This is a genomic window from Kitasatospora mediocidica KCTC 9733, assembly GCF_000744225.1.
Classification (GTDB): Bacteria; Actinomycetota; Actinomycetes; order Streptomycetales; family Streptomycetaceae; genus Kitasatospora; species Kitasatospora mediocidica.
In genome coordinates, this window is record NZ_JQLN01000007.1 from 1,267,034 (window position 1) to 1,288,026 (window position 20,993).

Below are 20,993 nucleotides of genomic sequence, written 5' to 3' on the forward strand. Positions count from 1 at the left end.
ACGTAGGACGTGAATCTGATCGGTGGAATTGTTCGCAAGGAACAAAAACGTGAGCCAAGCAATCCGGAGGGCCAGCGAACTGGTCCTGGACGAGACGACGGTCGCCGCGCTTCGGGCCGCGCTGAGGACCACCGCCGACGAGGTCGTCCAGGCGATCATCGACGAGGTCCCTCCCTACGCCAACGCGCTTTCGGGCCGCATGGGCGCCACCATCCGCCGAGCCGTCCGCACCGCCCTGGGCCTCTACCTGGACCTCGCTAGCGGGAACGCCACGGGCGGCGACGCCGGCGACGCGGCCTACGAGCTGGGCCGCGGCGAGGTCCGCGACGGCCGTTCGATGGACGCCCTGCTCAGCGCCTACCGGGTCGGCGCCCGCGTGGCCTGGCGAGGCCTGGCCGCAGGTGCCGTACCCGCAGGTCTGCCCGCCGCCGAGGTCGCCAAGTTCGCCGAGCTGACCTTCGCCTACATCGACGAGCTCTCCGCCGCGAGCGCCGCGGGCCACGCCGACGAACTGGCCGCCCGGGGCCGGGCCCACGAACGCCACCTGGAACAACTCGCCCGCGACCTCCTCGCCGGCGCGAGCCCGGACGTGCTCCTTGCTGCCGCTCAACGGGCCGGGTGGCAGCCGCCGGTTTCGCTGACCGCAGTCCTGCTGCCCGCCGCCCAGGCCCGGCCCGCCTACCGCACGCTCGACCCGGGCACCCTTGTCCTGGACGATCTGCCGGACGCCTCCGGCGTGCTCTTCGTCCCCGATGCCGACCGAGCACATCTCCTGAGGCAGCTGCCCGACCGCACCACCGTGGTCGGCCCGGCCCGGCCATGGACGCGTGCGTCCGCCTCCTACGCACGAGCCGTACGGGCGCGCTCCCTCTCCTCCGATATCCGCGACACCGAGGAGCACCTGCCCGAGCTGGTACTGAGCGCCGACGCGGACGCGTTCGCCGACCTGCGCGCCCGAGCCCTCGCACCGCTGCGGACCCTGCCTGCCGCGACCGCGCGGCGGCTGGAGGAGACGTTGCGGGCGTGGTTGCTGCACCAGGGCAGGCGGGACGAGGTGGCGGCGGCGTTGTTCGTCCATCCCCAGACCGTCCGGTACCGGATGTCGCAGCTACGGGAGCTGTTTCCGGATCTCGGATCGCCGCAGCGGGTCCTCGAACTGACGCTGGCGGTCGGTCTCCGGGTGGGCTGACGTGTCCTTCGAACGGTCCAGCGTTTAGACGCTCACGCCTGCGGCCGGAACTCGTGGACGACCTCAATCAAGCCGATGATGTGCTGATTGAACTCCGCCAGCTCCTCGGCCGGCACCCACAGCTCCAGGATCGTCTCGCCACCCGCCTGACGAACCGGGTAGCGCGCCAGGAACTCGGCGTCGACCTCGAACCGGGTCACATAACCGACCCCGGAGGCGGGCACGTTCCAGTCCCTCGCGATGCGGATCGCGTAGTCCTCGTTGAGCACCGGGTAGAAGATGGGCTGTTCGGGCAGGCGCGGCGGCCAGGCCCGCCAACCCGACGCTTCGACCAGCGCGAGTTCCTCGGGGCCGGTCGGACGCCACAGCGTCGTCAGCTCTGCCTGAGGCATCGTGGTCTCCTTCGCTCACCTGATCGACTGCCCACCGTAGTAGCCACCCCGAGCCGAGGACCACGGGATAATCACTGCCTCGTTGTCAGTGCCACCCGCTACCGTGCGCGGTATGGCAACGGGGATCGAGTACGTGCGGGGCGACGCGACCACGCCACTGGGCAAGGGCCCGAAGGTGATCGCGCATGTCTGCAACGACCTGGGCGGCTGGGGCAAGGGCTTCGTCCTGGCCCTCTCCCGACGCTGGCCCGAGCCCGAGACGGCGTACCGGCGCTGGCACCGTGAGCGGGCGGGCAACGACTTCGGCCTCGGAGCCGTCCAGGTGGTGCAGGTCGACCGACTGCTGTGGGTCGCCAACATGGTCGGCCAGCGCGGGATACGCACCGGCAGCAAGGGCGTCCCCGTGCGCTACGAGGCCATCGACACCGCGCTGGACGCCCTCGCCGAACGCGCGGTCGAGCTCGGCGCGTCCGTCCACATGCCCCGCATCGGCTGCGGGCTGTCAGGCGGCCGATGGGAGCGGGTCGAACCACTGGTCCTCGCGCGGCTGACGGGCCGCAGCATCGCCGTGACCGTGTACGACCACGACTGACCTATCAAGCCCCCGAAAACCGGAGAGGGCCTCCGACGCAGGTCAGAGGCCCTCTCCGGGGCAAAGCTGCTGGTGGCAGCGGACGAGTCGGCCTGTACGCCGGGAACAGTCTCTTCAGGGCAGTGACCTGTGAGAACACCGTCCGGGTGGGCCCAATCGCCACCGTATCGCCACACCCCGGACGGCAGCTTCGTTCTCAGCTGTCGCGACGCGCGATCAGCCCGCGCACTGCGTCGCTCACCTCGGGCAGATCACTGGGCACGGCCCACTGGTGGGCGTCGTGCTCGGTGAGGGCGACCGGCTCGCTCTTCTCGACCGTGACAGCGAAGTTGAACTGCCTGGTCGTGCCGCCGCGACTGCTCGGGTAGTCGAAATGCCCGACGTAGCTGTGTACGCCGTCGATAATCAGGCCGGTCTCCTCGGCGGTCTCACGGTGGAGCGCCTCCAGGAGACTCTCGCCCTCCTCGACCTTGCCCGAGGGGATCTCCCACATCCCGCCCATGAAGTCGTCAGGCCTGCGCCGCACCAGGAGGACCCGGTCGCCATCGGTCACAATGGCAGCGGCTACGAGGCGGGTGACGCCGTCCCGCCGGGCGTCGCTGACGAGGCCGGCCAGGAACTCGGCGGAGGGGATGGTCACAGCAACTCCTCGTGGTGGTCGCTCACCTTGACGGCCGCGCGGACGTACTGCTCCGCCAGCGCGAGATCCTGCTCACGATGCCAGACCGGGAGCTTGATCGTGTGCCGGTAGGCGTGCTCGGCGACCGGGAACGCGCCTGGCGAGTACTGCCGGTGGTGGTGCGGGTGGCCAGGGAACAGCAGGTCGGGGTTCTGGTAGAGCGGCAGTTCGTGGAGGGGACGGGTGGATCCCGGCCGGTCGAACTCCACCGCACCTTCGGCGAGCAGGGCCTGCTGGAACCGCTCAATGGGCAGACCGCCCAGCTCGTCGGGCCGATAGGTGAGCGTCAATCCGTACCAGGAGGGGACCACCCCATCGTTCACCGGCACGACTTCCAACCCCGGTACCCGGCTGAACCGCTCGGTGAGGCGCCGGGCGATCTCCGCCCGGCCGGCCAGGTAGCCGTCGAGCCGACCGAGTTGGTCGACGGCGAGCGCGGCGGCCAGCGGGTGGATACGGAGCTTGAGACCGGACCCGGTGACCGCGTACCGCGCGAGTGGATGGCCTTGCGGGATCTCCGACCTGCACCGCTTGTTGCAGTGGGCGAACGTCAGCACCCGGTAGTAGGTGTCATCGTCGTCCGTGAGGACGAACCCGCCCTCACCCCCGCTCAGCGGCTTGGGACCGTTCAGGGAGAATGCCGAGGCGATGCCGAAGGTGCCGACCTTCTGCCCCTGGACGCTGGCGCCATGCGCGTGCGAGCCGTCCTCCAACAGCTCCAGACCGTGAACTTGGGCGATCTCGGCGAGAGCGGCCACGTCGGCCGGGCGACCCCAGAGGTGCGTGACCATCAGCGCCCGGGTACGCGGCGTGATCAGCTCCTCGACCCGGTTCGGGTCGATGTTGCCGTCCGGACCGGTCTCGCACAACACCGGCACCGCGCGGAAGTGGAACAGCGGAGAGGCGGTGGCGTGGAAGGTCCAGGCCGGAACGATCACCTCGTCTCCGGGCTTGATCCGAACGGCCGAGTAGAGCGCGTGCAGAGCTGCCGTGCCGGAGCTCGTGGTGACCGCGTGCCGCACGCCGAAGTACGTTTGCAGGCCGTCCTCCAGCTCGGCGACGATGCCGGCCCGGCCGGGAATGGACACGGCCGCATCCAGCTGGGCGGCGACCTTGGAACGGGTGGTGCCGTCGATCGGCGGCCACTCGAAGTGAGGACCGCTGGCGGTCACGGCGGGTACTCCGCCGAGCAGAGCGAGGGTGGAGGTCACAGCATCTCCTTCGGGTTGATGTAGCACCCGGCTGCCTTGGACTCGTAGCAGGCGGCGATGAAGGCGGCGTGGGCCAAGTGCTGTTCAGGGCCGGAGGTGTTCGGGCGCTGACCGTCCAGGACCCGGCAAAAGTAGTCGATCTGGGCGCTGGCCACGCTCGCGGGGGCTTGCGGGCGGGTCAGTTCCTCCACGACCCTGCCGTTGAGGTCGAGTCGCTGGACCTGGTCTCTCGTCAGCAACACAGCGCCCCGCGTGCCGACGACGTGCAGCTTCTCGGTCTTCGGGGCCGCCCAGCGCGACAGCAGGACCGATCCGTACAGATCGGCGTCGTAACCGAGTTGGATGACGGCGGTGTCCTCGGCGTCGTAGCCGACGTCGGGCAGGGCGGAGGCGGAGAAATCGGCTATCACCCGGCTGGGCATGCCGAAGTACCAGAGGAGCAGGTCGATGAGGTGGTAGCCCATGTCGATGATGCAGCCGCCACCGGCCTGCTCCACGTTCCCGCGCCAGCCTGCTCCGGGGTCGTCGGCGTGGAACGTGTATTGGCCGTCGATGAGGAACGGGGTGCCGATCTGGTCCAGCAGACTCGGCATGCTGGTGTGGATCGGGTTGAACCTGCGTTGGAGCGTGACCATCAACTCCACTCGCCCGGCACCGCAGATGGCGGTGAGTTCGCGGGCCTCGCTGAGCGAGATGGCGAACGGCTTCTCCTTGAGGACGTGGACGCCTCGGGCGGCGCACTCCTCGATCACGGTCCGGCCCGCGTGATGCGGGACCGCGACGATCACGAAGTCCGGCTCCACCGCCTCCAACAGGTCGGCCACCTTGGTGAAAGCCGGTACCTGGAACGATCTCCGACGATGGCGCAGAACGTCAGGGTCGCTGTCGCAGACCCCGACCAGTCCGGCTCTGCCGGAACCGAGCAAGCCGGGCAGGTGGTCTTCGAGAGCCTGGCGGCCGAGACCGATGACCGCAGCGCGTCGCTTCATGGGCAGACTCCTTCCGCTTCGCAAGGGAACTTGTCGATGCGTGTCGAGTACAGCCCAACGGACAGCCACCGAACAGGCATTGTCCGTAGTCCTGGGGTTGTCCCGCCCTCGCCGGCAGTAGGCTCACCGTCACTGTCGATGATGGGATTGGCCCGTGAACGACCCAATCCGGCACCCCCTCGCTTATGCACGCGAACAGCGCGGCTGGTCGCAGGGCGACCTCGTCGCCCGGCTCGCCATCGCCGCCCGCAGCCATGGACTCCGCTCCGGTGCCGACAAGACGGCCATCAGCAGGTGGGAGCACTGGCGCAAGACACCGGACCTCAACTCCCAGCTCCTGATCGCCGAAGCCTTCGGCGTCCCGGTCTCTGACACGGAGGCGTACGGCTGGCCCCACTGGCTTCCCGGGCGAGACGAACCATTGCCGCTGGGGTCCGGCTGCACCGCTCAAGCACTCCGAGACGCACAGAGAGCCGCCATGGACCGCCGCAGCTTCATGACCTACAGCGCCGTCTCACTGGCCGGCCTCGCCGCCCAGTGGGCCACCCTGGAACCGGACCGTCTCACCTCGGCCCTCAGCGGCAAACGGGTGGACTCGGAACTCGTGGACTGGCTGGAGGACACCAGCGCGAAACTGACGGCTCTGCCCACCGAACAGCGCCAACACACGATCCGCCTGATGGACGCCCACCTCGCCACGGTGACCGACCTGATCGAGGACGGTCGCTACAGCGAAACGACCGGTCAGCGGCTCCACCTGCTCGCCGCCTCCCTCGCCACCACCTGCGGCTGGCACCGATTCGACCTCGGACAGCACTGGGTGGCCGGAAAGTTCTGGGGGGCTGCCCTGCACTCCGCGCACGCCGCCGACGACCGCGACTTCGGCGCCGGAGTACTGTCCGACTTCGCCTACCAGTCGAACTGGCTCGGCCAGCCACAGGTCTCGGTGGACCAACTCGGATACGCGCTGTCCGGCACCGAGCACCCCACCGCCCGGTCGCTGCTGTTCCTCCGCCGAGCCAGGGCCCACGCCGCCCTCGGTGATCGCTCTGCCTGCTATCGCGACCTGTCCGAGGCCGAAACCGCGCTGGCCATCGAGGCCGCCGACCCCGCACCTGGCTGGTGCGCGTGGATGAGCCCGGCCGACCTGGCCGTCGACTCGGGCCAATGCCTTCTGGACCTCGGCCGAACCGGCGAAGCACACGCGCGCATGGCTGAGGGCATGGCGCTATTGCCCCGCGCCAGGGACAAGACGCGCGGGATCTTCCTGACCTACCAGGCCAAGGGCTACCTCCAGGCCAACGACGTCGAACAGGCGCTCGCGGTCACTGGCGAGTCGCTGGACCTGGCCACCCGCATCGGCGCGCCACGGTGCGTCGCCCTCGTCCGCGAGCTCGCACCGGCCTTCAGGCTCTACCGACAGGTGGACGGCGTCCCGGAGTTCCTCGAACGCCTCAAGGCCAGCTGACAGAGCGGCGGCAGCCCGCTGGCCAGAAGATCGAGTCCCACTTCCACATGATTTCCACTCACCACCCGGAAACAGGCAGCAAAAGACACGAAGAGTCAGCGAGCTACTACAAGATCCGAAGCGCAGAAAAGGCCTCCTGGCCTGCTCACTCGCAGATCAGGAGGCCTCTCCTCAGATGAGGGACGGACGAGTCGGCCTGTACGCCGGGTTCTGTCTCCCTCGGCCTTGCGGCCTTCGGGGAGGCGGTCATCCATCTAGGGCTGCCGTTGCCGACAGCCTCGTGCGGTCTACCCGCGGACTCGGGCGAGCAGCCCTCGGTCATCCGCGCACGGTGCCCGGAGGCACCGATCTTGACCTTGCTCCGGGTGGGGTTTACCGAGCCGGCCGAGTCACCTCGGTCGCTGGTGGTCTCTTACACCACCGTTTCACCCTTACCTGCGGCCGAAGCCGCAGGCGGTCTGTTTTCTGTGGCACTGTCCCGCGGGTCACCCCGGGTGGGCGTTACCCACCACCCTGCTCTGTGGAGCCCGGACGTTCCTCGGCGGGACCCTCACGGGACCCGACGCGACCGCCCGGCCGGCTCGTCCGCCGTACTGGTCATCGTAGCCGGTCGGGCGGGGCCGCTCGGACCGGGCGGGTCGGAGCGGCGGCCGTCGGCGAGGGCGGCGGCGACGGTGGCGCGGGCCCAGGGGGTGGTGGTGACCACGCCCAGGACGAGGACGACCAGGCCGAGGCCCGTGATGATCCACCAGCCCGCGTGGCTGGCGGGGGCGAAGCCCGTCGCCATCGGGCCGACCACGGCCGAGGTGACCACGGTGCCGACCACCGCGACGCCCAGCGACTGCCCGACCTGACGGCTCGTCGAGGCGACCGCCGCCGCGACGCCGGCCCGCGAGCGCGGCATGCCGGAGACGGCGGCGTTGGTGATCGGGGCGTTGACCATGCCGAAGCCGAGCCCGAACAACGCGTACGCGACGAGCAGCAGGGCCGCCGGGGAGGTCGCGCTCAGGCCGGTGAGCAGCAGGCCGCTGGCGACGAACGAGCCGCCGGCGATCAGCAGCGGCACCCGGGGGCCGCGCGCGCCGACGATCCGTCCCGAGAGCGGTGCGCAGACCAGCGTGAGCCCGGCCATCGGGAGCGTCCAGAGGCCGGCCTCGACCGGGCTGAAGTGGCGGACGTCCTGGAGGTAGAGGGTGTTCAGGAAGAGGAATCCGCCGAGCGAGGCGAACGAGCAGACCGCGATCACCGTCGCGCCGGTGAACGGGACGCTGCGGAAGAACCGCAGGTCGAGCAGCGGCTCGGCGCAGCGCCGCTCCCAGAGCGGGAAGGCGGTCAGCGCGGCCAGCGCCACCGCGCCGAGGGTGAGGATGGCGGGCGAGGTCCAGCCGTGGCCGGGGCCCTCGATGATGGTGGCCGTCCCGGCGCCGAGGGCGACCAGCGCGAGCAGCTGGCCGACCGGGTCGAGCCGGCGCGGGTGTTCGGCCCGCGACTCGGGGACGTAACGGGCGGCCAGCAGCCAGGCGAGCAGGCCGATCGGGACGTTGATCAGGAAGATCGAGGGCCAGCCGGCACTCTCCACCAGCAGCCCGCCGACCAGCGGGCCGAGCGCCATGCTGATGCCGACCACGCCGCCCCAGACGCCGATCGCCTGGGCCCGTTCGCGCGGGTCGGTGAAGACGTTGGTGATGATGGACATCGCCACCGGGTTGAGCATCGAGCCGCCGACCGCCTGCAGCGCGCGGAAGGCGATCAGCCAGCCCAGGCTCGGCGCGATGCTGCAGAGCAGCGAGCCGAGGACGAAGAGCAGCAGGCCGGTCTGGAAGATCCGGCGCCGGCCGAAGCGGTCGGCGACCGAGCCGGAGAGCATCAGCAGCGAGGCCAGCACCAGGGTGTAGGCAGCGATGATCCACTGCAGGCCGGACGCCGGGGCGTTCAGATCGCGCTGGATCGAGGGCAGCGCCATGTTCACGATGGTGTTGTCCAGCCCGACGATCAGCAGGCTCAGGCAGCAGATCGCCAGGATCAACAGTCGTCTGCGGCGGGTCAGCTGGGTGCTTTCGTCCATCACGTCTGCATTGTCGCATTGGTGGGATGAATTGCGGCCATGCCGTCCCCGGGGGTCTCACCAGCTGGAACGGACCGGCGGGCGGCGGGCCGGGCCCGGGTAGATTGCTTCCCGTAGTTCCACGTTCTGAGGAGATCCACCGATGCCGTTCCTGGTCCTGCTGCCGCCGTCGGAGGGCAAGGCCCCCACCCGGGAGGGCGCGCCGCTGGATCTCGCCGCGCTGTCGCTGCCCGGGCTGAACGACGCGCGGGCCCGGGTCCTGGACGCGCTGGTGGAGCTCTGCCGGGGCGGCGAGGACGCCGCCGCCGAGGTGCTCGGGCTGAGCCAGGGGCTGCGCGGCGAGATCGCCCGCAACGCCGGGCTGCGGACGGCGGGCACGCTGCCGGCCGGCGAGGTGTACACCGGGGTGCTCTTCGACGCGCTCGGGCTGGCGAAGCTGGACGACGAGGCGTACGCCCGGGCGGAACGCTCGCTGCTGGTCTTCTCGGGGCTCTGGGGCGCGGTCCGGGTGGGCGACGCGATCCCGTCCTACCGCTGCTCGGGCGGGGTGAAACTGCCTCCGCTGGGGGCGCTCGGAGCGTACTGGCGGCGCGAGATGGCGGACGTGCTGCCGGCTGAGGCGCCCGGCCTGGTGCTGGACCTGCGCAGCGCGGCGTACGCGGCGTCCTGGAAGCCGGCCGGCGAGCTGGTGGCCCGGACGGCGACCGTCCGGGTGCTCCAGGAGCGCGACGGGAAGCGCTCGGTGGTGAGCCACTTCAACAAGGCCACCAAGGGCCGTCTGGTCCGCGACCTGCTGGTCTCCGGCGCCGAACCGACCGCGCCGGACGAGCTGGTGGACGCGCTGCGCGGGCTCGGCTACACCGTCGAGGTGGCGGCGCAGGGCACCGCCCGCAAGCCGTGGCAGCTCGACGTCGTGGTGACCGACGTGCACTAGCGGAAGTACGGATCAGCGCAGGTGGCTGGTGTCGTTGAGCAGCCGCAGCGAGGCGTTGCCGTCGGAGTAGTACTGCACCGCGCAGACCGAGGCCGCCGAGAGCTCCATCCGGTAGACCGCGTCCGGCGGGGCGCCCAGCGCCAGCCGGACCAGCGTCTTGATCGGGCTGACGTGCGAGACCAGCAGCACGGTCTTCCCGGCGTAGCGGGCCAGGACCCTGTCCCGGGTCACACCGATCCGCTGGCTCAGCGTGGCGAGGCTCTCGTTGCTGCCGGTCGGCTTCACCCTGCTGGAGGCCAGCCAGGCGTTGAGGTCCTCGGGGTGGCGCTGCTGCACCTCGGCGAAGGTCAGGCCCTCCCAGTCGCCGAAGTCCAGCTCGCGCAGGCCCTCCTCGATCCGGACCTCCAGGCCGAGCCGGCGGGCGACCGCCTCGGCGGTCTGCCGGGTGCGCCGCATCGGCGAGCTGACCACGGCCTCGACGCTGCCGCGCGCCGCGAACGCCTCGGCGGCCCGCTCGGCCTGCCAGAGGCCCTTCTCGGAGAGCTCGGGGTCGCTGCCGCCGCTGCCGGAGAACCGCTTCTGCGGGGTCAGCGCCGTCTCGCCGTGCCGCAGCAGGACGAAGGTCGTGGCGATGCCCAGGTCGGCCGCCTGCGACCAGCCGGCCTTCGGCGCGGCCGTCTCGGACTCGGCCTCGACGACGACAGCGGCGTCAACGCCGCCAGCAGCATCAGCGACGGCAGCGGCGCCAGCGGCCGGACGGCCCTTCGGCTCCCACTGGCGGCCGGCCTGGCCCGCGTCCATCGCCTCGTTCGCGAGCCGGTCGGCGTCCTTGTTCCGCTCGCGCGGGATCCAGGAGTAGGTGACCTGCGAACGCGGGAAGACCGTGCGCGCCTCGGCGGCCAGCGGCTGCATGTCCGGGTGCTTGATCTTCCAGCGCCCGGACATCTGCTCGACGACCAGCTTGGAGTCCATCCGGACGTCCAGGGCGGCCGACGGATCGATCTCGTACGCGGCCCGCAGACCGGCGATCAGGCCCTTGTACTCGGCGACGTTGTTGGTCGCCCGGCCGATGAACTCGGCCGCCTCGGCGATGATCATGCCGGTGTCACCGTCGCGGACGACCGCGCCGTAGCCGGCCGGGCCCGGGTTGCCCCGGGAGCCGCCGTCCGCCTCGATGATGAACCTGCGGGCCGTCACGGGATCAGTTGCCCGAGTCGGCGGTGCGGACCAGGATCCGGCCGCAGTTCTCGCAGCGCACCACGGCGTCCTTCGGCTCGGCCTTGATGGCGTTCAGGTCGTTGGTGGAGAACTCCACCCGGCAGCCCTCGCAGCGGCGCTGGTAGAGGCGGGCCGCGCCGACGCCGCCCTGCTGCTCGCGCAGCCGGGTGTAGAGCTTGAGCAGGTCGGCCGGGATCACCGCGACGACGGTCTCGCGGTCGCGGGCCACCTTGGCGACCTCGACGTCGATCTCGGCGAAGGCGGCGTCGCGGCGGGCCACGGCCTCCTCCAGGACGACGGTGGAGTGCTCCAGACGGGCCGTCAGCTCGGTGACCCGGGTCTGCGCGGACTCCAGGCGCTCCATGACCTCCAGGACGACGTCCTCCAGGTCGGCCTGGCGCTTGGTCAGCGAGCCGTTCTCGTGCTGGAGGTTCTCCAGGTCCTTGGCGGAGGTGACCGAGCCGGAGTCCATCCGCTCCTGGTTGCGGGTGGAGCGGGCGCGGACCTGCTCGACGTCCTGCTCGGCCTTGGTCAGCTCGCGGGAGGTGTCGCTGAGCTGGGCCTCGGCGGCGACGACGAGGGACTTCAGCGCGGTGTGGTCGGCGGTGGCCTTGTCGATCTCGGCGTGCTCGGGCAGGGAGCGGCGCTTGTGGGCCAACTGGTCGAGCTTGGCGTCGATGGCCTGCAGGTCGAGGAGACGGATCTGGTCGGCGGGCGCGGCGTTCAAGCGGGGGGCTCCTGAGGTGAAGATGTCGAGCGGGGCGGACGTGTCGGTGCGCGCGGTGTCCCGGCGCGGGAGATCCGGAGGGATCAGGGCGAGGCGGTGAAGGGCATCGGCGCGTGGGCCGTCCACGGATCGGTGACCCGGGTGGAGACCCGGGTCTCCAGCGGCCAGCCGAGCCGTTCCGCGTCCACCCCGAGCTCACGGGCGGCCGCGGCCAGCCAGGGCCATTCGGTGGCCCAGTGGGCCGCGTCGATCAGGGCGAGCGGCGTGGCCTCGGTGGCCTCCGAGACCGGGTGGTGACGCAGGTCGGCGGTGACGTACGCGTCGACGCCGGACTCCCGGACGGCCGCGAGCATGCTGTCGCCCGAACCGCCGCAGACCGCGACCCGGCTGATCGGCCGGTCCGGGTCACCCGCCACCCGCACGCCGGCCGCGGTGGCCGGCAGTCCGGCCGCCACCTGGGCGGCGAAGGCGGAGAGCGCCATCGGCTCGGGCAGCTCGCCGATCCGGCCGCCGCCCCGGCGACCCGCCGGGTCGGTCGGGTCCGGCACCAGCGGGCCGGTGATCCGCAGGCCGACCGCCTCGGCCAGCGCGTCGGAGACGCCCGGGTCGGCGTGGTCGGCGTTGGTGTGGGCGACGTGCAGGGCGATCCCGGCGCGGATCAGGGTGTGCACCACCCGGCCCTTGAAGCCGGTCGCGGCGACGCTGGTGGTGCCGCGCAGATAGAGGGGATGGTGGGTGACGACCAGGTCGGCGCCCCACTCCATGGCCTCGTCGACCACCGCCTGGACGGGGTCGACGGCGAACAGCACGCGCCGCACCTCGTCGTCGGGGTCGCCGCAGACCAGGCCGACGGCATCCCAGGACTCGGCCCACCGCGGCGGGTAACGCTCTTCGAGCACGCTGATGACGTCGGACAGTTTCGGCACCCGTTGAGACTACCGCGCGCAGCCACCCGACCGGGGCAGAGGCCGGTGCGGGCCGGGCCGCGTACAGGTGCGCACCACACCGGGGCGGGGGTGGCGATGCCGAATCGGATCTGGATCACCCTAATGAGTGAAGTGACCGGTGTAGCCGTTGAGCCGTCCTGGGCCGGAAAGTAACTTCACTGAGGCGAAAGGGAGTTGTCCCGGCCACGCAAGCCGCCCGGCCCGGGGGCGTACAGGGCACGGGTGGGCCGGGCGCGGGGTCGGGCACCGCCGACGGCCGCCACGACCGCCACGACCGATTCCGGAACAGCCGGACAACCGAGGGGTGTGAGGCAGATGTGGGCACGCACACCACTGCGGCCTGCTGGGGGACCGGGACCGGTGGACGACCGGGGCGGGGAGGCCCAGCCGGTCGACCCCGTCGAGGGGAGGGGGTCGACCGGGGACGGCAGGGCGGCGGGGGACGGCGGCGGTCGGCGGGCGTTGCCGGGCGGCAGCGGGCCCGCCCCGCGCCCGCTGCACCTGGTGGAGCGGGACGACGCGCCGCTGCCCGTCCGGGAACGCCCACCGGGCCGGCCGCTGGACAGCTGGGTCGCCGCCCGGCTGTCGACGGACGGCACGCCGGGCGTCCCGTGGGCCGAGGCCCGTCCGATGGCCCTGGCGCTGCTCGACCTGGTCGAGCGGGCGCACGCGGCCGGCCTGGTGCTGCGCGACCTGGCACCGGACCGGGTGATCGTCCTGCCGGGCGGGCGTCCGATCCTGGTGGACCTCGCGGCTCTCCGCCCGGCGGGTACCGACGCGAGACCGGGCGAGGACCGGGACAGCTGCCCGGGCTACCGCGCCCCCGAGCAGGCACCGACGTCCATCGTCGGGCGCCGGTACGGGAGTTGCCCCGCCGAACCGGAAGGTGACCGGTACGCCCTGGGCGGCCTCTTCTTCCTGCTCGCCACCGGCCACCACCCGCAGCTGCCCGAGGATCTGCCCCGGGCCCGCCCGGTCCACGCATGGCCGAACCTCGCGCGCCCGACGCGATCGGCCGGACAGGCCCTGGGCCGCTGGCTGAGCCTGGCGGCCCGCGACGGGCTGACGGCCCGCCGGCTCGCGCCCGCCGTGCTGGGCCTCCGCGCCGAGCGCCCGCAGCAGCGCTGGCAGCCGGCCCGGGTGCGCGAGGCGCTGGGACCACCCGCGGCGGACCCAACCACCGACCGGCCCACCGACCGGCCCACCGCGCCGCCGGTGGAGCGCGTGCTGCACGACGGACTGCGCCACCTCGCCGAGAGCATCACCCCGCACCGGCCCGACCGCCTCTGGCCGGACCTCCCCGCCGGGCCGGCCCTCGCCGTGCTGGTCCGGGCCGCGGTCACCACCGGCCTGCCGCCCGAACTGCGCGCGAGCGCCGCCCGGACCGCCCGGACGGCCGCCGACTGGTTGGCGCGACGCTGCGCCGCCGGGGGCATCCCGGCCCTGCTCGACGGCTCCGACCTGCGGGCACTGCGCGACGCGGCCGACGTGCTCGACGATCCCGGCCTCGCCGCCCGGGCCGACCGCCTCGCCGGACGCCTGCCACTGCCCTGCCGCCGCCCGGACCGCCCGGACGGCGGCGCAGCGCGCGACGGTTGTGGCAGCGCGGCCGCCGTCGGCCTGCGAGAGCTCCGGCGCTGGCGGGCCACCGCTGACCGGGCCGCGCTCGACCGCGCACACGCGGCCGGCCTGACGCTGCTGGGCCGCCCGGACGCCTGCGGCTGCCACGGACCGGCCGACGACGGCGCGTTCCTGCTCGATCTGGCCGAGGCCACCGGGGAGGCCCGGTTCCGCTCGGGCGCCGAACACGCCGCCCGCCAATTGGCGGCCGGAGCAACCCTGCGGGACGGCCACCTGCTGATCCCACCACTCCCTGAGGCCCCCGCCCACATCGCCCACCCGCTGGCCTTCCTGCTCCGGCTGCGACATGCCACCCCGCTCCCCCGCACCCCTGCGGCCGCCGGATGAGCGCCGCCCTGCACGCCACCGCGACCCGCTCACTGCGCCGCCTGAGCTTCACCTTCGCGCCGGACGGCTCGCACGCCGCCTGCCTGGCCGCCGGCACCGACGGCCGCTGGTACACCGAGAGCTGGCGGCTGGACGGCGCGGAGCCCGCCCACCCGACCGCGCTGCCGCTGCCCGGCGGCCGCTCGGAGAGTCTGCACTCCCAGCTGGTCTCGCTGCCCGACGGCCGGGTGCTGCTCTGCCGGCACGAGCGCGACCGGCACGACCTGGTCCTGCTCGCCGCCGACCCGGACCCCGACCGGAGAACCATCGAACTCCCGCTGGCCACCGTACAGTTGCCGGGCCTGCGACTACTCCCACTGCCGACGGCCCACACGGCCGACGCACCGCCCGGCCGACCGGTCGCGATCGCCCTGGGCAGCGAGGCCGGCCCGGTGACCACCGTCTGGCTGATCACGGCGGACGGCGGCCAGCCGCGCCAGGTCGCCGAGTTCCCCGGCCTGCACGGCGGCGGCGTCTGGCTGGACCGGGCAGGACGCCTGCTCGCGCTGGACCGGGTGCACGCGGGAGCCGTCAAGAGCGTCGTCCTGGATCTCGACCACGGCTCGGTGACCCCGCTGCTGGAGATCGCCGAGAGCAGCAACGACCGCCTGGTGCTGTTCGACCCGGACACCCGGCTCCTGGTGCTGCGCAGCGACGCGCCGGGCACCGACCGGCTGGGCTGGGGGGTGCTCGGCAGCCCGGAGCCGGTGCGCTTCCCCGAATGCCTCCAGCTGCCCGGGCTGTTCCCGCGCCCGGTCGCCCTGGAGCCGGGCGCCCCCGAGGCGGCACAGAGCCGGGTGGCCGTCCAGATCGACCGCGGCGCCGCCTCCACGCTCGCGCTGTGGCGCCCGGCCGACGGACGGCTCGAACCACTCCCGGTGCCGCCCGGGAGACTGGGCGCGGTGGGCCACTGGTCGGCGGCCGGGCTCCGGATGCCCTACTCCGCGCCGGACCGGCCCGCCGCGCTCGCCACCCTGGACGTCGACGCCCTGCTCGCGTCCGCCGCCGGACCCGCCGCGGGCGCCGTCCCGCTGCCGCTGCAGTTCGCGCCGCTGGGCGCGGGCCGGGGCATCGGCCCGCAGTCACCGAGGACCAGCCCGCCGCCCACCGTCGGACGCGCCGGCTGGCGGCTGGACGGCAGTGCCCCGCCCGCCGACGGCGGCCGCTGGCTCCCCGCGCGCAGCGTGGAGCTGGCCGGCCCGGCCGGCCCGATCGAGTCCGTGCTCTACGGCGACGAGGCCTGGCTGAGCAGTCCACACCTGGTGGTCGCGCTGCACGGCGGTCCGGCCGACGCCTGGCGGCTGGAGTTCGACCCGGCCCTGCAACGGCTGGCCGCCGCCGGCCTGGCCGTACTGGCACCCAACCAGCGCGGCAGCACCGGGTACGGCCTGCCGCACGCGATGGCCGTGCACGGCGCCTGGGGCGGCCCGGACCTGGCGGACGTCCTGATGCTGCTGGACGGCCTGGCCGGGCAGCGCGCCGCGCTCGGCCTGGAGGCCCCGGCTCTCTTCGGGGTCAGCTACGGCGCGTTCCTGGCCCTGCTGACCGCCGCCCACGCGCCCGCCGACCGGATCTCGCGCTGCGCGGTGGTCGCCCCCTTCCTGTCGGGGGCCCGCCTGCTGGCCGAGGCGTCACCGGCGGTCCAGGCGCTGACCACCCGGCTCGGCGGCGCCGACCCGATCGACGACGAGCGCGGCCCGCGCGACGTGCTCCGGCTCGTCCACCGACTCACCGCGCCGCTGCTGATGCTGCACGGCGACCGGGACGAGGCCGTGCCGGTCGGCCAGTCGCGCGCGCTGCGGCACGAACTGCTGCGCCAGGGCCGCGTCGAGGGCGTCGACTTCCGGTACGTCGAGGCCTCGGGTGCCGGGCACGAACTGCTCGCCGAGGAGGGTTCGACCGCGCTGCACGAGCTGCTCGCGGGGTTCCTGCGCACCGGGCGGGTCGGCTGAGGCGCACGTGCCTCGATGGCTTTCCGTTCGAATCGGCGGCTAGGGTGACGCACGGATGGGGCGTGCGAGTCCCGGCGTGGCGTGGGGTACTGCGGCGCTCCGGGGGAACACTCCCCACGGTCGGCCGGCTCACGGCCGACGGCGTCCTGCGGCGCCACAGACCCGTACCCTCGCACGGAGAAGACGATTCAGATGTCCGAAACCCTCACCGACACCACCGAGCACGGCGCCGACGAGGCCACCGCCGAGGACCAGTTGCACGGCCGGCACCGCGGTGTGACCGCTCCCGACGACACCCCCGAGGCCGACCCGCACGGGCGTCACCGGCTGGGTGCCGCCGACGCCTCCTGATCCGTCCGCACCCTCGGGGCCCGCTGCGCTCGGCGCGGCGGGCCTCCGTCACATCCGTACGAGTCCGTACGAGTCCGTACGGCTAGAGCGTGATCACGGTCCGCAGCGCCTCGCCGCTGCGCATCTGGGCCAGCGCGAGGTTCACCTCGTCCAGCTTCACCCGGTGGGTGACCATGCCCGCCAGCTCCAGTCGGCCGGTCCGCCAGAGCTCGACCGCCAGCGCGACCGTGCGGGCCACCTCGCCGCCGCCGTACATCGAGGGCAGCAGCCGCTTCTCGTTGAAGAACAGCTCGGCCATGCTGAACTGCGCCATGTCGTCCCGGGCGCCCGCGCCGATCACCACCACCGCGCCGCCGCGCCGCGCCGCGTCGTAGGCCGCGCGCACCGTGTCGCCGTGGCCGACCGCCTCGAAGACGTAGTCGTAGCCGCCCGAGGGCAGGCTCCTGGCCGCGCCCTTCAGCTCCTCCGGGGCGATCGCGTCGGTGGCGCCGAAGGCGAGTGCGCGCTCGCGGCGGGAGGCCACCGGGTCGATCACGGTGATCCGGGCCGCCCCGCAGACCCGGGCGCCCTGGACGGCGGCGATGCCCACGCCGCCCGCGCCGATCACCGCGACCGCGGCGCCCGGCTCGACCCGCGCGGTGTTGACGGCGGCGCCGAGCCCGGTGGTCACCCCGCAGCCGACCAGCGCGGCCAGCTCGTACGGCATGTCGGCCGGCACCTTGAGGACGCTCTCGGCGGCGACCACGACCTCCTCGGCGAAGGTGCCGGTGCTGTAGAAGCCGAAGGCGTCGGTGTCCGCGCCGATCCGGAAGCCCGGCACGCGCAGCCGGCCGAGGCTGTCCACGCAGAGGTGGCCCTGGCCGCGCCGGCAGTGCGGGCAGTGGCCGCACGGGGCCATCCAGCAGAGCACCACGCGGTCGCCGGCCGCGAGGCCGCGGACCCCCTCGCCGACCTCCACCACGTCACCGGCGCCCTCGTGCCCGGGGACGAACGGCGCGGGCTGCGGCAGGACACCGCTCATCGCCGAGAGGTCCGAGTGGCAGAGGCTGGCCGCCCGCAGGCGGACCCGGACCCGGCCGGGCCCGAAACCGACCGCCTCGACGTCGTCGCGCACCTCCAGCTCCTGGTCGCCGATGGTGTGCAGAACCGCTGCGCGCATGCTGGCCCTCCCGGTTGTCGCCAGAGAAAGGTAGAACCCGTTCTACCGTGCGGAATTGTCCCGTACACCGCAGCTATACCGCACCGGCCGGGAGCCGGGAAGGCCGGGAAAGGCCGGGACAAACCCTCTACCGGCCGGTAACCGTCGGCGTCGGCCCATCGAGTAGGGTCCCGGACGAGGCGCGGCGCCCCGCCACGCCGGACACGGCAGGACACAGGGAGCCACCAGATGACCGACCCCCGGGCGCAGTCCCTCCCCGCACCCGAGGTGCTCGCGGCGTTCGAGGCGGCGACCGGCTTCATGCCCGTCGACGAGGGCCTGGCGCTCTACGCCGCCGCGGTCGAGGCGGCCCGCGGCACCGGGCTGCCGGTGCTGGAGATCGGCACCTACTGCGGTCGCTCCGCGATCCTGCTGGCCGCCGCCGCCCGCGAGGCCGGGACGGTCGCGCTGACCGTCGACCACCACCGCGGCTCGGAGGAGCAGCAGCCGGGCTGGGAGTACCACGACCCGAGCCTGGTCGACCCGGAGGTCGGCCTGATGGACACCCTGCCCCGGTTCCGCCGCACCCTGCACGCGGCCGGCCTGGAGGACCACGTGGTCGCGCTGGTCGGCCGGTCCCCGCAGATCGCGGCCCTCTGGGGCGGCCGGCTCGGCCTGGTCTTCATCGACGGCGGGCACACCGACGAACACGCCACCGGCGACTACGAGGGCTGGGTGCGGCACCTGGCCGAGGACGGTCTGCTGGTGGTGCACGACGTCTTCCCCGACCCGGCGGACGGCGGCCAGGCTCCCTACCGGGTCTACCTGCGGGCGCTGGCCGAGGGATTCGAGGAGATCTCGGTCACGGGCTCGCTGCGCGTGCTGCGCCGAACGGCCCGCGGCTGACCGGACGGTGATTCCCGGCCTCCTCCGGGAGGCGCCGCCGCCGCCACACCATCGGCCGGTACGGTGTCGGGCTAAGAGCCAAACGGCTCCGTGACCCGCAGGCTCTGCGGAACACGGGGCTCCGGGATCGGGCGAGGCGCACGGAGGCGGGGGCCACACCATGACGGACCAGAACGAGCCGACACCGGCGATCTGGGACCCGACCGCGCGGGACGGCGCCGGCGGCTGGGTCCGCCGGTCGCCCTCCCAGGCGCGCCCCGCGACGCCCGCGGCGCCCGTCGTCGGCCCGGTGGCGCCGCAGCCGGGGGCCGGCTCGGTGGGTGACCAGGGTCCGCCGCTGACGGCGCGCCCCTATCTCCAGTCCTTCCTGGACGCCCCGACCGTCCAGCCCACCCCGCCGGTCCAGGCACCGACGCCGACGCCTACGCCGCCACCGCTGCCCCCGCCGTACCCGCCACTCTCCCCGCAGCAGCCACCGGCGCAGCCCTACCGGTACGAGCCGGTCCCGGCCGCCGAGCCGACTGCGGCCAAGCGCAACCCGCTGCTGGTCGGCGTCGGCGTCGTGCTGCTGCTCGCCGTCGGCGGCGGCGTCGCGCTGGCGCTGCAGAACAGCGGCGGCTCCAGCAAGGCCCAGGCGAACCCCGCGCCGCCCGCCACCGCCTCGCAGCACCCGGGCGGCACGCCGTCCGGCTCGGCCCCCTCGACCCCGTCGAGCGCCGCGCCGAGCCCGGGCAGCAGCGTTAGCAGTGGCGCGAGCACCGGCGCGGGCACCGGACCGGGCGTCGGTGACAGTGCCGGGCCGAACGCGCTGGGCCAGGCCCAGGCGCTGGACAGCCTGCTGACCCAGGGCGAGGCCGCCAAGGCGCCGATCGGCAACGCGGTGGCGATGGTCGCCAGCTGCCCCGCGAAGGCCGACATCGACAGCGCGGCACAGATCCTGGACTCCGGCGCCGCCCAGCGCGACCAGCTGCTCGGCCAGCTCGGCAAACTCAGCTTCAGCGACCTGCCGGGCGGAAACGACGCCGCACAGAGCCTGAAGACCGCCTGGCAGCAGTCCGAGGACATCGACCGCTCCTACGCCGCCTGGGCACGCACGGTCGGCGCCCAGGGCTGCGGCACCTCCAGGACCGCCCCCAGTACCCCCGACAAGCAGCATGCCGACGACCTCAATCCGCAGGCCACGCAGTCCAAGCAGGACTTCGTCGCCAAGTGGAACGCGCTGGCGAGCACGTACGGCCTGGCCGCACGGACTTGGGACAGGATCTGACACTCCCTTGAACCATCCGCACCCGCACCCCCCGACCCCGCGCTCCCGCCGCCTGCGGCTGCTGCTCGCGGCCCCGCTCCTGCTGACCGGCCTGACCGGCTGCGGTACGGCCGCCGGCGCACCGGCCGGCGAACCCCCGGCAGCCGCCGCACTGGCACCCGTCGCCTCCCCGGCCGGCCCCCGCCGTCCGGGTCGGCGGCGCCGACGCCGCCACCGAGCGCGGCCCCGACGCCCGCGGCGACCCCGTCCGCCGAGCCACTGGCCGGCCGGACCATCGTGATCGACCCGGGCCACAACCCCGGCAACGTCGACCACACCACCGAGATCAACGCCCAGGTGGACGTCGGCAACGGCCACAAGGAGTGCGACACCACCGGCACCGAGACCGACGCCGGCTACTCCGAGGCGGCCTACACCCTGGACGTCTCCAACCGGCTGCGGGACCTCCTGCAGACCCTGGGCGCCAAGGTGGTGCTGACCCAGGACGGCGACCGGCCCTGGGGCCCGTGCGTCACCGAGCGCGCCGCGATCGGCAACGCCGCCCACGCGGACGCCGCCATCTCGATCCACGGCGACGGCGGCCCGGCCACCGGCAGCGGCTTCCACGTGATCATGCCCGCCGAAGTGAAGGGCGGGGCCGCCGACACCGGCCCGATCGTCGCGCCCTCGCACCGCCTCGGCCTGCTGCTGCGCGAGAAGTTCCAGGCCGCCACCGCCGAGCCGTACGCCGACTACGTCGCGCAGCAGGGGCTGGACACCCGCAGTGATCTGGGCGGTCTCAACCTCTCCACGGTGCCGAAGGTCTTCATCGAATGCGGCAACATGCGCAACGCCGGCGACGCCGGACGGATGACGGACCCTCAGTGGCGCCAGAAGGCCGCTCAGGGCATCGCCGACGCCTTCACGGCCTACCTGACCACGGCTTCCGGATGACCGCGGCCAACCCGCTCGGCGGGGACGG

At 73.2% G+C, this 20,993-nt stretch carries 18 protein-coding genes, 1 other RNA gene and 1 pseudogene; 10 read left to right on the plus strand and 10 right to left on the minus strand.

Annotation, left to right across the window (positions count from 1 at the left end; genetic code table 11):
• The first annotated feature begins 49 nt into the window (after positions 1-49).
• A complete protein-coding gene (locus BS80_RS35840; RefSeq protein ID WP_035805841.1) occupies positions 50-1,189 on the plus strand; it encodes a PucR family transcriptional regulator in 1,140 nt (379 codons plus the stop codon).
• 32 nt (positions 1,190-1,221) lie between these two features.
• On the opposite strand, the gene BS80_RS35845 is transcribed toward BS80_RS35840, so the two are convergent.
• Positions 1,222-1,581 carry a hypothetical protein gene (locus BS80_RS35845; protein WP_035805843.1) on the minus strand — a complete coding sequence of 120 codons (360 nt, stop codon included), beginning with the start codon at positions 1,579-1,581 and terminating at the stop codon, positions 1,222-1,224.
• Between the two features lie 112 nt (positions 1,582-1,693).
• On the opposite strand from BS80_RS35845, the gene BS80_RS35850 reads away from it, so the two are divergent.
• Complete coding sequence (locus BS80_RS35850) at positions 1,694-2,173, plus strand: macro domain-containing protein (protein WP_035805844.1); 480 nt, start codon at positions 1,694-1,696, stop codon at positions 2,171-2,173.
• 196 nt (positions 2,174-2,369) lie between these two features.
• Here BS80_RS35850 and BS80_RS35855 read toward each other — a convergent pair whose 3' ends face one another.
• Genes BS80_RS35855 through BS80_RS35865 form a run of 3 tightly spaced genes read right to left on the minus strand, consistent with a single transcriptional unit; the run spans position 2,370 to position 5,052 of the window.
• On the minus strand, positions 2,370-2,813 hold the full coding sequence (locus tag BS80_RS35855; protein ID WP_083975742.1) for an NUDIX domain-containing protein: 444 nt from the start codon (positions 2,811-2,813) through the stop codon (positions 2,370-2,372).
• Entirely contained in the window at positions 2,810-4,063 is a 1,254-nt protein-coding gene (locus tag BS80_RS35860; protein WP_035805845.1) for a DegT/DnrJ/EryC1/StrS family aminotransferase, read from the minus strand. Before BS80_RS35860 ends, BS80_RS35855 begins: the two co-directional genes overlap by 4 nt.
• Positions 4,060-5,052 (minus strand): Gfo/Idh/MocA family protein, encoded by a 993-nt coding sequence (locus BS80_RS35865; RefSeq protein ID WP_051967637.1) that lies wholly within the window; start codon positions 5,050-5,052, stop codon positions 4,060-4,062. Before BS80_RS35865 ends, BS80_RS35860 begins: the two co-directional genes overlap by 4 nt.
• A 478-nt stretch (positions 5,053-5,530) precedes the next feature.
• Here BS80_RS35865 and BS80_RS35870 point away from each other — a divergent pair, with 478 nt between their 5' ends.
• On the plus strand, positions 5,531-6,520 hold the full coding sequence (locus BS80_RS35870; RefSeq protein ID WP_232246771.1) for an XRE family transcriptional regulator: 990 nt from the start codon (positions 5,531-5,533) through the stop codon (positions 6,518-6,520).
• Between the two features lie 183 nt (positions 6,521-6,703).
• On the opposite strand, the gene rnpB is transcribed toward BS80_RS35870, so the two are convergent.
• Positions 6,704-7,104, minus strand: an RNA gene (gene rnpB / locus BS80_RS38430) — RNase P RNA component class A.
• 5 nt (positions 7,105-7,109) lie between these two features.
• Positions 7,110-8,585: pseudogene (locus tag BS80_RS35875) on the minus strand (DHA2 family efflux MFS transporter permease subunit); the annotation flags it as partial.
• Between the two features lie 142 nt (positions 8,586-8,727).
• Between BS80_RS35875 and yaaA the strand changes: the two are divergent.
• Entirely contained in the window at positions 8,728-9,519 is a 792-nt protein-coding gene (gene yaaA / locus BS80_RS35880; protein ID WP_035805850.1) for a peroxide stress protein YaaA, read from the plus strand.
• Positions 9,520-9,531: 12 nt separating this feature from the next.
• Here yaaA and BS80_RS35885 read toward each other — a convergent pair whose 3' ends face one another.
• The 3 genes from BS80_RS35885 to BS80_RS35895 form a co-directional block, all read right to left on the minus strand.
• A complete protein-coding gene (locus BS80_RS35885) occupies positions 9,532-10,716 on the minus strand; it encodes a bifunctional RNase H/acid phosphatase (protein ID WP_035805852.1) in 1,185 nt (394 codons plus the stop codon).
• Between the two features lie 4 nt (positions 10,717-10,720).
• The gene (locus BS80_RS35890; protein WP_035806955.1) at positions 10,721-11,464 is read right to left on the minus strand and encodes a zinc ribbon domain-containing protein; all 744 of its coding nucleotides are present in this window, start codon (positions 11,462-11,464) and stop codon (positions 10,721-10,723) included.
• 83 nt (positions 11,465-11,547) lie between these two features.
• Positions 11,548-12,390 (minus strand): Nif3-like dinuclear metal center hexameric protein, encoded by an 843-nt coding sequence (locus tag BS80_RS35895; protein WP_035805855.1) that lies wholly within the window; start codon positions 12,388-12,390, stop codon positions 11,548-11,550.
• 381 nt (positions 12,391-12,771) lie between these two features.
• Between BS80_RS35895 and BS80_RS35900 the strand changes: the two genes are divergently transcribed.
• From BS80_RS35900 to BS80_RS42185, 3 genes are all read left to right on the plus strand, one after another.
• On the plus strand, positions 12,772-14,379 hold the full coding sequence (locus BS80_RS35900) for a protein kinase family protein (protein WP_035805857.1): 1,608 nt from the start codon (positions 12,772-12,774) through the stop codon (positions 14,377-14,379).
• Positions 14,376-16,370, plus strand: coding sequence for a S9 family peptidase (locus tag BS80_RS42180; RefSeq protein WP_051967639.1), 1,995 nt, complete (start codon positions 14,376-14,378; stop codon positions 16,368-16,370). Before BS80_RS35900 ends, BS80_RS42180 begins: the two co-directional genes overlap by 4 nt.
• Positions 16,371-16,562: 192 nt before the next feature.
• Entirely contained in the window at positions 16,563-16,721 is a 159-nt protein-coding gene (locus BS80_RS42185) for a hypothetical protein (protein ID WP_198045701.1), read from the plus strand.
• Between the two features lie 82 nt (positions 16,722-16,803).
• Here the strand turns inward: BS80_RS42185 and BS80_RS35910 are convergent, their stop codons facing one another.
• Positions 16,804-17,880 carry an alcohol dehydrogenase catalytic domain-containing protein gene (locus tag BS80_RS35910; RefSeq protein ID WP_035805859.1) on the minus strand — a complete coding sequence of 359 codons (1,077 nt, stop codon included), beginning with the start codon at positions 17,878-17,880 and terminating at the stop codon, positions 16,804-16,806.
• Positions 17,881-18,108: 228 nt separating this feature from the next.
• On the opposite strand from BS80_RS35910, the gene BS80_RS35915 reads away from it, so the two are divergent.
• The 3 genes from BS80_RS35915 to BS80_RS35925 all read left to right on the plus strand — a co-directional run bounded on the left by BS80_RS35915 (position 18,109) and on the right by BS80_RS35925 (position 20,965).
• Positions 18,109-18,765 carry a class I SAM-dependent methyltransferase gene (locus tag BS80_RS35915; RefSeq protein WP_035805860.1) on the plus strand — a complete coding sequence of 219 codons (657 nt, stop codon included), beginning with the start codon at positions 18,109-18,111 and terminating at the stop codon, positions 18,763-18,765.
• A gap of 160 nt (positions 18,766-18,925) precedes the next feature.
• Positions 18,926-20,032: a hypothetical protein gene (locus tag BS80_RS35920; RefSeq protein ID WP_035805862.1), complete on the plus strand. Its 1,107-nt coding sequence runs from the start codon at positions 18,926-18,928 to the stop codon at positions 20,030-20,032.
• A gap of 276 nt (positions 20,033-20,308) precedes the next feature.
• Positions 20,309-20,965: an N-acetylmuramoyl-L-alanine amidase gene (locus tag BS80_RS35925; protein ID WP_408607464.1), complete on the plus strand. Its 657-nt coding sequence runs from the start codon at positions 20,309-20,311 to the stop codon at positions 20,963-20,965.
• The last annotated feature ends 28 nt before the right edge of the window (positions 20,966-20,993 follow it).

Excerpts from the sequence above, each read along its gene's own strand:
- BS80_RS42180 (WP_051967639.1), top strand. The coding sequence starts at position 14,376 with ATGAGCGCCGCCCTGCACGCCACCGCGACCCGCTCACTGCGCCGCCTG.
- BS80_RS35865 (WP_051967637.1), bottom strand. The coding sequence starts at position 5,052 with ATGAAGCGACGCGCTGCGGTCATCGGTCTCGGCCGCCAGGCTCTCGAA.
- BS80_RS35850 (WP_035805844.1), top strand. The coding sequence starts at position 1,694 with ATGGCAACGGGGATCGAGTACGTGCGGGGCGACGCGACCACGCCACTG.
- yaaA (WP_035805850.1), top strand. The coding sequence starts at position 8,728 with ATGCCGTTCCTGGTCCTGCTGCCGCCGTCGGAGGGCAAGGCCCCCACC.
- BS80_RS35870 (WP_232246771.1), top strand. The coding sequence starts at position 5,531 with ATGGACCGCCGCAGCTTCATGACCTACAGCGCCGTCTCACTGGCCGGC.
- BS80_RS35845 (WP_035805843.1), bottom strand. The coding sequence starts at position 1,581 with ATGCCTCAGGCAGAGCTGACGACGCTGTGGCGTCCGACCGGCCCCGAG.
- BS80_RS42185 (WP_198045701.1), top strand. The coding sequence starts at position 16,563 with ATGTCCGAAACCCTCACCGACACCACCGAGCACGGCGCCGACGAGGCC.
- BS80_RS35910 (WP_035805859.1), bottom strand. The coding sequence starts at position 17,880 with ATGCGCGCAGCGGTTCTGCACACCATCGGCGACCAGGAGCTGGAGGTG.
- BS80_RS35920 (WP_035805862.1), top strand. The coding sequence starts at position 18,926 with ATGACGGACCAGAACGAGCCGACACCGGCGATCTGGGACCCGACCGCG.
- BS80_RS35915 (WP_035805860.1), top strand. The coding sequence starts at position 18,109 with ATGACCGACCCCCGGGCGCAGTCCCTCCCCGCACCCGAGGTGCTCGCG.